At 58.5% G+C, this 11,533-nt stretch carries 8 protein-coding genes; 3 read left to right on the forward strand and 5 right to left on the reverse strand.

Features of this window, described 5'->3' with window-relative positions; genetic code table 11:
- Nucleotides 1-7: 7 nt before the first annotated feature.
- Nucleotides 8-2,401 (forward strand): PIG-L family deacetylase, encoded by a 2,394-nt coding sequence (locus tag HCK86_RS08550; RefSeq protein ID WP_176084043.1) that lies wholly within the window; start codon nucleotides 8-10, stop codon nucleotides 2,399-2,401.
- Nucleotides 2,402-2,709: 308 nt separating this feature from the next.
- Nucleotides 2,710-2,874 (forward strand): hypothetical protein, encoded by a 165-nt coding sequence (locus HCK86_RS08555; protein ID WP_176084044.1) that lies wholly within the window; start codon nucleotides 2,710-2,712, stop codon nucleotides 2,872-2,874.
- A gap of 1,119 nt (nucleotides 2,875-3,993) precedes the next feature.
- On the opposite strand, the gene HCK86_RS08560 is transcribed toward HCK86_RS08555, so the two are convergent.
- The gene (locus HCK86_RS08560) at nucleotides 3,994-5,205 is read right to left on the reverse strand and encodes an acetate/propionate family kinase (protein ID WP_176084045.1); all 1,212 of its coding nucleotides are present in this window, start codon (nucleotides 5,203-5,205) and stop codon (nucleotides 3,994-3,996) included.
- Between the two features lie 73 nt (nucleotides 5,206-5,278).
- Nucleotides 5,279-7,684, reverse strand: a complete 2,406-nt coding sequence (locus HCK86_RS08565; protein ID WP_176084046.1) for a phosphoketolase family protein — start codon at nucleotides 7,682-7,684, stop codon at nucleotides 5,279-5,281.
- Between the two features lie 490 nt (nucleotides 7,685-8,174).
- On the opposite strand from HCK86_RS08565, the gene trmFO reads away from it, so the two are divergent.
- Nucleotides 8,175-9,584, forward strand: coding sequence for a methylenetetrahydrofolate--tRNA-(uracil(54)-C(5))-methyltransferase (FADH(2)-oxidizing) TrmFO (gene trmFO, locus HCK86_RS08570; RefSeq protein WP_246739513.1), 1,410 nt, complete (start codon nucleotides 8,175-8,177; stop codon nucleotides 9,582-9,584).
- A 70-nt stretch (nucleotides 9,585-9,654) separates the two neighbouring features.
- Here trmFO and HCK86_RS08575 read toward each other — a convergent pair whose 3' ends face one another.
- The 3 genes from HCK86_RS08575 to HCK86_RS08585 all read right to left on the reverse strand — a co-directional run bounded on the left by HCK86_RS08575 (nucleotide 9,655) and on the right by HCK86_RS08585 (nucleotide 11,529).
- Complete coding sequence (locus HCK86_RS08575; RefSeq protein ID WP_176084047.1) at nucleotides 9,655-10,080, reverse strand: hypothetical protein; 426 nt, start codon at nucleotides 10,078-10,080, stop codon at nucleotides 9,655-9,657.
- 108 nt (nucleotides 10,081-10,188) lie between these two features.
- The gene (locus HCK86_RS08580; RefSeq protein WP_176084206.1) at nucleotides 10,189-11,013 is read right to left on the reverse strand and encodes a phytoene/squalene synthase family protein; all 825 of its coding nucleotides are present in this window, start codon (nucleotides 11,011-11,013) and stop codon (nucleotides 10,189-10,191) included.
- Between the two features lie 129 nt (nucleotides 11,014-11,142).
- Complete coding sequence (locus HCK86_RS08585) at nucleotides 11,143-11,529, reverse strand: Mth938-like domain-containing protein (RefSeq protein ID WP_176084048.1); 387 nt, start codon at nucleotides 11,527-11,529, stop codon at nucleotides 11,143-11,145.
- Nucleotides 11,530-11,533: the final 4 nt, after the last annotated feature.

Raw genomic sequence — 11,533 nt, forward strand, 5'->3', positions numbered from 1 at the left:
GGAAACCATGCTCTCACCGCGCGAACGCATTGAACGCCAGAAGGCCTCACCGGCCCTTGTCCGCCTCTACCGTGCTCTCACGCGGCTGAAATCGCCGCTGACGATGATGAATACCGGCGCGCATCCGGATGACGAGAATTCCGCACTTCTGGCCTATCTCAGCCTCGGGCTTGGCATGCGGGTGATTGTTGCCTGCTCAACCCGCGGCGAAGGCGGGCAGAATGTGCTTGGGCCGGAACGGCTTGGCGCACTTGGCGTGGTCAGAACCCGCGAAATGGAGGAGGCAGCGCGCGAACTGGACGCCGATATCCACTGGCTCGGCCACGGACCGGACGACCCGGTGCATGATTTCGGCTTCTCCAAGGATGGTGACGGCACCTTCGGCCGCTGGGGCGAGGATCGCATTGTCGAGCGTCTCGTCCGCGCCTATCGCCTTGAAAAGCCGGATATCGTCGTGCCGACCTTTCTCGATGTGCCCGGCCAGCATGGCCATCACCGCGCCATGACGCGCGCGGCTGAAACCGCGATTGCACTGGCCGCCGATGAAGAAGCCTTCCCGCAGCATTTTGCCGAAGGCCTCGCCCCCTGGAAGGTCGCAAAATACTATCTTCCGGCCGTTTCAGGTGCAGGCGGAACCTATGATGACGACCTGCCGCCGCCGCCGGAAACCCTTGTGGTTGCCGCTCCCGCCGTTGATGCCGCAACGGGCGCCGCCTATGCGCGCATCGGTGAGTGGTCACGCTATTATCATGCTTCGCAGGGCATGGGACGCTGGCCGGACGTCGCCTACGACATCTGGCCGCTGCATCTGAAGATCGGCCCGGCCGGTTCGCGCGCAGAACAGGCAATTGAAGACGATCTGCCAACAACGCTTGCCGGCCTCGCCATGGGCGATCCTGACGTCGCACAGGCACTGAGCGCAGCGGATGCGGCCATCGCCAGGGCGATTTCCGCCTTTCCAGACAAGGTTTCCATCGTCTCCGCACTGGGCGCGGCAGCAGCAAAGATCGACCATGCGCTGGCACTTGCTTCAGCACCGATCATGGCCGCCCATGGCCATCGTCTGAAGCGCAAGCTTGCCGAAATCGACGCCGCAATTCTTGAATGCGAGGCCCTGTTCTTCAAGGCCTTTGCCGACACGGAAACCATTGCCCCAGGTGGGACAGCCACGCTTTGCGTGATCGTCAATGAGCGCGACATGCGTGATTTCGAAATCACGCCGCGTCTGCCGAAAGGCATCAGCGTCGCCAGTACCGAACAGATAGGCGAAACATTCAAATTCATCCTTGAAGCGGCGGAGACAGCTTCTCTGTCCGGCCAATATGCTGCCGCCTGGTCATCGCTGGGAGGCAATGGAGCGGTCAGCATCAGGCTTTCAGGCACGGTTTCCGGCCGTGTCGTCAGCGCTCGATATGATCTGGAAACCCCGCTGGCAATCGCCCCCGAAAACTCGCTCACGATCAAACCGGACGCGCTGCTGATAGCGACAGGCAATATCCCGGAGAAGCTCGCCTTCAGCGCAGAACTGTCCGGCAGGAGCGCAAGCCTTACCTTCGATCCGCCGCCCGGCTGGACGATTGACCGCACAGAGAGCGGCTTCATCTTGGGCCCGCCGGAAGCGCTTGCCGCCGGACTCGTCGAAATCAACCCCAAAGTTGACGGCAATTCAGCCGTCAACATTGCGCCGATAGCCTATCCGCATATCGGCCGGACCCGCTTCATCAGGCCGGAAGTGCTGAACATATTGTCGCTAGACCTGAAACTGCCGGATGCAGCACGCATTGGCTATATCGGCGGCGGCGCGGACCGGGTCGGTCTCTGGCTGAAGCGCATGGGGCTTGACGTCACAGAGCTCGACGCCGCCGCGCTCGGCGGTGACCTTTCGCAATATTCAGCCATTGTCGTCGGTATCTTCGCCTTCGGCACCCGGCCGGATCTCGCCGCGGCAACCGAAAAGATCCACCGCTATGTCGAAGATGGCGGTCATCTGGTGACGCTTTATCATCGTCCCTCGGACGGCTGGAACCCGCAGACCGTTCCACCGCGGCCGCTGAAGATCGGCTCCCCCTCACTGCGCTGGCGGGTTACCGACCCGGACGCCGAGGTGCGTGTCCTCGATCAGCACCATCCGCTGATGATCGGCCCCAATCGCATTGGCCCGGATGACTGGAAAGGCTGGAACAAGGAGCGCGGCCTCTATTTCGCCTCCGCCTGGGACGAAGCCTATTCGCCGCTTCTGGCCATGCATGATCCAGAAGAGCAGGCCCTGCTCGGTGCGCTCGTTTCCGGCAAGATCGGCAAAGGGCGCCACACCCATACCAGCCTCGTCCTCCACCACCAGATGGACAAGCTCGTCCCGGGTGCCTTCAGGTTGATGGCCAATTTCGTTCAGCCGGCCTGAAAGACGGCTGGCAACGGCCTCCCATGGCTCTTTTCCGGCAGACCCCATCCTGAAAAAAGAGCGCGGGCAGCGCAAGACATTACGCCCCCTGGGCGCAAAAGCGCTGTCCGCCACTCAGTTCACGCGCGACGAGGCTGATCCTCAGACAGTCGTCTCGCGCACGCCGCGGCTATTCACGATCGTCTGCGACCCGCCGGCAGCTCGCAACTTCAGGGCTTCATCATAAGACGGCGGCTGCTCCTCATGCGCAGACCCTGTCACAACCACCTCTTCATATGAGGGAGGCAGATCAGGATGGCGAGATCCCGATGCTTGATCTGCTGAAGCCAAATGCTCGAGTGGCGGTGCCGATGGCTGGAGCCGCATCGAGCTTGCATCTTCATCCGCGAAATGGACTGACCGCGGCGGTGCCGATGGCCGGACAGGACTGTCCGATGCCTGCTGCCGCGTATCATGCTGCGATCCTTGCGTAACCGCCTGTTCATACGTGGGAAGCGGCGCGAATCGATGAGGTTGAACGCCCTGCCGACGGAATTCCGCCGCCCCGGGTTGCATATCCGGTGACTGGGTATAGTCGTGCGCTTGCGGCGGCACCACTGAGGCGCGCGTGCCCCCATTCTGCACGTTTGAGGCGCGCGTGCCCCCGTTCTGCACCACTGGGGCGCGCTCGCCCCCATTCTGCACCACTGGGGCGCGCGTGCCCCCGTTCTGCACGTCTGAGGCGCGCTCGCCCCCATTCTGCACGTTGCGATTTCGATCTTCACCGTGATGGCGATATAGGTTCAGCAACCCCCCACTCATTAAATTGAGGTTTCGCTGGTGCCGAGCGGCAATGCGTTCAGGATCGAGACGGCTTAGCTGCTGATGACGCTCAATATTGGAACGAGGTGACCGATACAGTGATAAACAGGATGGAATTCCAAGACTCATTTTAAATGCCTCCATTGATTAGATCAAGCAAACTATAATATAGATAATGAAATATAATAAATTAGATTTAGATTCAGAATTGTATATATTTATAAATATGATAGATTTTGAATAAAATTTGCGATATAAAAACTAAATTAATATAAATAATATTTTCAAATCAGATAAATATTGAGAGATATCGAAAAATAAGATCCGATCAAAATATCGGACCCATTCTGACCCGGTCAACGTGGAGATATCAGGTACAGGACATTACCGCAAAAGCATCATCAGGAACGGCGATCTGGCTTCATTCGGGCCCTCACTGATCGCAGGTACCCAGAACTTGGCCAGCAAAGCGCGTGCGGCAATCTCCACCGGGCGATACCTCAATCTCGGCCCGCAAGTAGCTCGATGCATCGTTGATGCGCGGAAACAGCCTAGAACATCCCGTACCGTCGGAAACGTTCAACAGCGACGCCATCGCCTGCTGCCAATTATGTGGAATCAAGGACGGTAGAACCAAATGCCGTGGCGGCGCCATCGGACGTCAAGCTCCCCGTTCACGAGAGCAGCCTGCCCCGCCCGCCGACAAAAAACTGCCCGCGCTCTGGAGACCGCGGGCAGCAACTTCAATTTTATCGGTGCGACCGGGTTGGGAGATCCCGGCTCACGATGGATCAGGCAACAGCGCTCTGCTTGGTGGCATCGAGCTCGGAAACGATTCGCGCCGTCTGCTTTGCCAGAACAATTTCTTCATCCGTCGGAATAACGCGAATTTCAACGCGGCTTTCCGGCGAGGAAATGATCTCGGCATTGGCTGCATTGGCTTCATCGTCAATCTGTACGCCGAGCCAGCCGATATTGTCGCAGATCATCTTGCGAATCGGAGCGGAGTTTTCGCCGATACCAGCGGAGAAGACCAGACTTTCAATACCGCCCATGGTGGCAACCATGATCGCGAGCTCACGGCAAGCGCGGAAGACAAACAGGTCGATCGCCTTCTTGGCATTCGGATGGTCGCTTTCCATCAGCACACGCAGATCGCCGGAAATACCCGAAACGCCGAGCAGACCAGACTTGTAATAGAGCATGTGCTTGATGTCGGCCGGCGAAAGATTTTCTTTCTCCATCAGCGTCAGCACAAGGCCCGGATCGACGGTACCGGAACGGGTGCCCATCATCAGGCCGCCAAGTGGTGTCAGGCCCATGGTCGTGTCGATTGCCTTGCCATCGCGCATGGCGCACATGGAGGAACCACTACCAAGATGGGCAACGACAGTCCGCTTGCGCACCAGATATTCAGAAATCTCGCGCAGGCGTTCAGCGATATAGGTGTAGGAAAGGCCATGGAAGCCGAATCGGCGATAGCCCTTGGCTTCATATTCCAGCGGGATCGGGTAACGCGCTGCACGCTCATCGATATTGACGTGAAAAGCCGTGTCGAAGCAGGCAATCTGCGGCAGATCGGGACGAATGCGACGGAACAGCTTCACCGAGGCAAGGTTTGCCGGCTGATGCAGCGGCCCCATGGGGATAAGCTCTTCAAGATAGGCAACAATTTCGTCATCGAGAAGCACCGGCTCGGCAAAGCGGCCGCCGCCGTGCAGGACACGGTGCCCGACACCGAGAAGCGGTGCATTAGCAATGTACGGCTTGATGACCTCGAAGATCCGCTCGAGCATGTCTTCCTGCATATGCTCGCCGATCTGGAGATCGAAATTGCAGATAACCTTGCCGCTCGCTTCTTTCACAGCAAGGTGCGGGTTCTCGTTGACGCCGTCGAACTGGCCGCGCAGGACGAGTTCGAAATGGTCTCCGGGCAATACCTTGTAAAGTCGAAATTTTAGGCTGGATGACCCGGCATTCAGAGCCAGAATAGTGCCATTCATGATTTTGATCCGAAAATTGTGAGCGCACCGCCTGGGAGGTCCCAATGCGGTGCGCAGGCTTCAAACGAGATGGTTAGGCCTTGGGAAAGGGCCACTTCCATCCAAGAATTTCCGGCATGTCCTCGCCATGCTCACGGACATAATCATGGTGTTTTTCACGCATCGCTTTGAAATAGCTCAAAGCGGCCGCGCCTTTTTCACCAAATCCGCCGGCACGTTCGATAGCATCCATGGCCAGATGGTACCGGTCGACGCGGTTCTGTACAACCATGTCGAACGGAGTCGTCGTCGTTCCCTCTTCAACATACCCGCGAACGTGGATGTTGTTGTGGTTGTGACGGCGATAGGCCAGGCGATGGATCAGCCAGGGATAGCCATGATAGGCGAAGATGACAGGCTTGTTGGTGGTGAAGAGTTCATCGAACACTTCGTCACGAACGCCATGCGGATGTTCTTCCTTCGGCTGCAGGGCCATCAGGTCGACAACATTCACAACCTTGATCTTCATTTCAGGCAGCTGCTCGCGCAGAAGGCTGACAGCGGCCATCATTTCCAGCGTCGGCACGTCACCGGCAGCGGCCAGAACCACGTCAGGCTCTTCACCATCAGCCACGTTGCTGGCCCACTTCCATTCGCCCATGCCCTTGTCGCAATGGACGATGGCTTCGTCGATGGTCAGCCACTGTTCCTGCGGCTGCTTGCCGGCAACGATGACGTTGACGCGGTCATAGGTCTTCAGCACATGGTCACCAACGACCAGAAGCGTGTTGCCATCCGGCGGGAAATAGGTGCGGACGACGTCTGCCTTCTTGTTGACGACGTGATCGATGAAGCCCGGATCCTGATGGCTGAAGCCGTTATGGTCCTGACGCCATACATGCGAGGTCAGCAGGTAGTTGAGCGAAGCAATCGGCTTGCGCCATTCGATATGGCGGGTCGTCTTCAGCCACTTGGCATGCTGGTTGAACATCGAGTCGATGATGTGGATGAAGGCTTCATAGCACGAGAAGAAACCATGACGCCCGGTCAGCAGGTAGCCTTCAAGCCAGCCCTGGCACAGATGCTCGCTGAGCACTTCCATGACACGGCCTTCACGAGCAACATGCTCGTCATAGTCCTTGATCTCAGCCATCCATACGCGGTCGGTGACTTCAAACACGTCCTGAAGCCGGTTCGATGCGGTTTCGTCCGGGCCCATGATACGGAAATTCCGCTCATTGGCATTGAGGCGCAGCACGTCGCGCAGCATGTCGCCGAGCAGCTTGGTCGCCGAGGCCTGAATGGCACCGCGTGCGGCAGGATCAACCGGAACCGCATAGTCGCGGAAATTCGGCATGTTCAGATCCTTGCGCAGGACACCGCCATTGGTATGCGGGTTTGCGCTCATACGCAGATCGCCTTCCGGCGTCAGCGCTGCAAGCTCGGCAAGCAACTTGCCGTTTTCGTCGAACAGCTTGGCGGGCTCATAGCTTTCCAGCCATTCCTGCAGCTGCTCGCGATGGCTGACATCCTGACGGGCTTCGGCAATCGGAACCTGATGCGAGCGCCAGAAATCTTCGCATTTCTTGTTGTCGACGAATTTCGGTCCGGTCCAGCCCTTGGGGCTGCGCAGGATGATCATCGGCCAGCGCGGCATTTCATAGATCGCGCCTTCGGCACGGGCAGCTTCCTGGATCTCGCGGATGCGTGCATAGCACTCGTCCATGACCTCAGCCATGCGCTGATGCATGTATTCCGGATCATTGCCTTCAACGAAGAAGGGCTCGTAACCATAGCCCTGGAACAGATCGGTCAGATCCTTCTTGCTCATGCGGGCGAGAATCGTCGGATTGGCGATCTTGTAGCCGTTGAGATGAAGAATCGGCAGAACCGCGCCGTCATTGATCGGGTTCAGGAACTTGTTCGAATGCCACGATGCCGCGAGCGGACCGGTTTCGGCTTCGCCGTCACCGACGACGCAGGCAACGATCAGGTCCGGATTGTCATAGGCCGCGCCAAAAGCGTGAACCAGCGCATAGCCGAGTTCGCCACCTTCATGGATCGAGCCGGGCGTTTCAGGTGCAACGTGGCTCGGGATACCGCCGGGGAAAGAGAACTGCTTGAACAGTTTCTGCATGCCGGTTTCGTCTTCCGTGATATCCGGATAGACTTCCGTGTAGGTACCGTCGAGATAGGCGTTGGCAACCAGACCGGGGCCACCATGGCCGGGGCCGCAGATGTAAATCATGCTGGCATCATGCGCCTTGATGACGCGGTTCAGATGCACGTAGATAAAGTTGAGACCCGGCGTCGTGCCCCAGTGGCCAAGCAGGCGAGGCTTGACATCGGTGTCCTTGAGCGGCGTGCGCAGAAGCGGGTTGTCCATAAGATAGATCTGACCGACCGAAAGGTAATTGGCAGCAGCCCAATACCTGTTCATCAGATCCAGCTCTTCAGCGCCAAGCACATTCTTGGCGACATCAGGCACAATCTGTTCCATCTCGATTTCCCCTTTTCGAAATCAAATTGGCAGTTAAATCGATTTGTTTTATGACCCAGCGCAATTTTTCGGCACATGACCTAAATCAAGCATTTCGAAAACCGCGCCGATTTTACCGTGAAATTTTGACGCCGGTAAAATCAGATAGTCGGAGTCAACAAATCGAGGGATCCTTCCTCGCCCATTATTAGTGGACGCAGGAAGGCATGCAATAGCTTGACGAAAGCAAATTTTCGACACGCAGAATTTTGCAGGTTTAGTGTGACAGCCCTTTGACGACGAAAGGGCGAAGTCCGGGCATATCCACGCTCGCATCCGCGCGCCACAAACGCTGATTCCGGCCGATTTACCTCGACGCGCGCCCGCAAATCTGGCATTGCCATGCGACAATTCGCCGAACTCGGCCGCGCCGCATTGTCCGTGGCTGCCGTGCCGAAAAGGAGAACGGACCCTGTCCGTGTTCCAAACCTAAAGATAGCAGAGCAACCCAATGGCTGAAGAAATGAAAAACGCGCCCATTCATGTGATCGGCGGCGGGCTCGCCGGATCAGAAGCGGCCTGGCAGATCGCCAATGCCGGTATCCCCGTCATTCTTCATGAAATGCGCGGTGTCCGCGAGACCGCAGCCCACAAGACTGACGGTCTTGCCGAGCTGGTCTGCTCCAATTCGTTCCGGTCCGATGATGCGACCAGCAATGCCGTCGGCGTGATTCATGCCGAAATGCGCCTTGCCGGCTCTCTGATCATGGCCTCGGCCGACGCGCATCAGGTTCCAGCCGGTGGCGCACTGGCCGTTGATCGCGATGGCTTTTCCGACGCGGTGACGGCAAAACTTATGGCCCATCCGCTGATCACGGTGAAACGTGAGGAAATCACCGCCCTGCCGCCAGAGGAGTGGGACCAGGCGATCGTCGCCACCGGTCCCTTGACCGCGCCCACCCTTGCCGCAGCGATCAGCGAGAAGACCGGCAAGGAGGCGCTCGCCTTTTTCGATGCAATCGCCCCGATCATCTATCGCGAGACGGTCGACATGGACAAAGCCTGGTACCAGTCGCGCTATGACAAGGTCGGTCCGGGCGGCACGGGCAAGGACTACATCAACTGCCCGATGGACGAGACCCAGTATCACGCCTTCATCGATGCGCTGATTGCCGGCGACACAACCGGTTTCAAGGAATGGGAAGGCACCCCCTATTTCGACGGCTGCCTGCCGATCGAAGTCATGGCTGAACGCGGCCGCGAGACCCTGCGCTGGGGACCGATGAAACCGATGGGTCTGACCAATGCGCATAATCCGACCGTCAAGCCCTATGCGGTGGTACAGCTCCGTCAGGACAATGCGCTCGGCACGCTCTACAACATGGTCGGCTTCCAGACCAAGCTGCGCTATGGCGCGCAGAAAGACATCTTCAAGATGATCCCGGGGCTCGAAAACGCAGAATTCGCCCGCCTCGGCGGTCTCCACCGCAACACCTATCTCAACTCGCCGACACTGCTCGACCACACGCTGCAGCTGAAGAGCCGGCCGGGGCTGCGCTTTGCAGGGCAGATCACGGGCTGCGAGGGCTATGTGGAAAGCGCCAGCATCGGCCTGCTGGCTGGCCGATTCGCCGCAGCGCAACGCCTCGGCAAGACGCCGGTCGCCCCGCCGCCGACCACGGCACTGGGAGCCCTTCTCGGCCACGTCACCGGCGGCCATCTCTCCCATGAAGAAGAATCAGGCAAGCGCTCCTTCCAGCCGATGAATGTCAATTTCGGTCTGTTTCCCGAACTGGAGCCCGGCGCCCTGATCGATCCCGAAACCGGCAAAAAGCCGCGCGGCAAGGAAAAAGGCGTGGTGAAGAAGCGCCTCCTGGCCAAACGCGCCCTTGAAGACTGCGCCGCCTGGCTGGCGGGCTGAGCGGCAAACAGCATAGCCGAGAACGAAAAAAGCCGGGCGATGCCCGGCTTTTGTCTCAGCTTTCCGCAAATCAGCGGCCGTTCAACAGCCAGGTTGAAGCTTCCGCTGCCTGCTCTTCCGTTTCGAAGAAATAATTGCCGCTGAAGAAATCCTTCTCCGGGACATCAACCTGAAGGCCATTGGGCTCAGGCAAGGCGCGAAGCCTGTAATCGCGCTGCTCGAGAATCACGGCCTGACCGTGGCCACGCTTGGAACGGTACATGCCGATATGGCCATCATGAAGCTTCAGGAAAAACGCATCGAGGTCGCTGTTGCAAATCACGTCAGCGACTTTTGCATCCGGATAGGCGCGCGCAAATTCGCGCGTTGCCCAGCCATTGGCATCATCGGCCGAAAGACTGTCTTCGCTGACCTTCTTCTCGCTCTTGCGCGACATGAAGAAAAAAATCGCGATGGCGATGACGACGACCGCCAGGACCCAATAGGTAAAACTCATCTCGTACCCCCTCGCAGCAAGAGCCGGTCCTGCTTTTAATGGCGCCTGGCATCTTCGTATCCACTATATATTAGAAAAAGGCAAACGCCCCTCAGACCAGAATGCCGACTAAACCTTACGAAACAGCAAAGATCGCAGCATCGCCAACTGACGCAGGAACTGACTTGGCTGAGCCGTTTCGCGCATCAGATTTTCGCCCAGCTGATCGGCCTTTGACAGCACGGAACTGACCGCTGCCAGCGGCAGATAGGCACAGAGAATCGACTTTGGCAATGGTCCGAGCTGTCGCAATGCCGCGAGGTGCTCACGCCCGAATGCGGCGAAGGCACGAATCGCCTGACCGCAGCGCTCCTTGTCATCACCGTTCAGAAACCGGGTCCGATCGAGCCCGTTGGCCGCAAGGATTTCGGCCGGAACATAGAGCTGCCCGCGCCCGCAATGATGCGGCAGCAGCAGGAGTGTACCGGCAACGGCCTGGGCAACACCGGCATGGCCCGCCATATCGGCCGAGACGATCGCCTTATCGGGATCGAGCACCAGGCTTGCAAGCTGAATCAGCGCCGAGGCCGTTTCGCCAGCATAACCCTCAAAATCATTAACCGATCCCATCGGGTCATCATAGAGGTCGAAAATGCGCGCCTCGCTCATGTCGATCAGGGTCTGACGGGGCAGATTGCAATCGTCGACGGCCTTCAGGAGTGCGGCTGCCACGGGATTGGCAGCCGTCTCCCCATGGTCGCTGCCTTCCAGCAGATCCCGCCAATATTGCAGGCGCATCTCGCCCGGCAAGGGTTCGCTGACCCTTTCCCGCACCCGTGCGATCTCTGCATTATAGGCATAGAGCGCGGCAAGTGCCTCACGCCGGTCCTCCGGCGAAAGCAGCGTGGCGAGATAACGATCCCTGTCATTTTCCTTAAGCTGCATCAGAAGCATCTCAAGGGTTTCGGAAGTACCGGTCACCGGTCGGGCTCCATCGGGCTGGTTTTCGCGCGTGCCGAACCACACGGCCTGTCATTCAGACCTAGACGATTTGCGCTGAAATTGAAATCGGATTGGTGCCGCTCAAACGGCGATCAGGGCGGCAGCGACGGCACGCTGTTCTTCCAGCAGAATGTTGAAGGTCCGCACTGCGGCGCCCGTATTCATCGGATCAGCAACGATCTGGCGCTGCTTCAGCGCCTCGCGCAGCGGCCGCGGCAAAAGCACGAGTTCCTCGCCCGTGCCCACCAGCAGCACCTCGATGGCCTCCGCCTCAGCCATCACGTTCTCGAGGGTAGCGGCGGAAATCTCCGCCGCCGCCGTTACATCCCAGCCATAGATGCCGGAAGGCAGGCACAGGAGCGAACCGCGATGCGACATATCGGCAAAGCGAAAACCGCGATTGCCATAGGCATCAATCGGAGCACGCCCCGGAAAATGTGCCTCCCGGATCTCTATGCCGCGCGCCATCGGC

It is taken from the genome of Martelella sp. HB161492, assembly GCF_013184775.1.
In the GTDB taxonomy this organism is placed as follows: domain Bacteria; phylum Pseudomonadota; class Alphaproteobacteria; order Rhizobiales; family Rhizobiaceae; genus Martelella.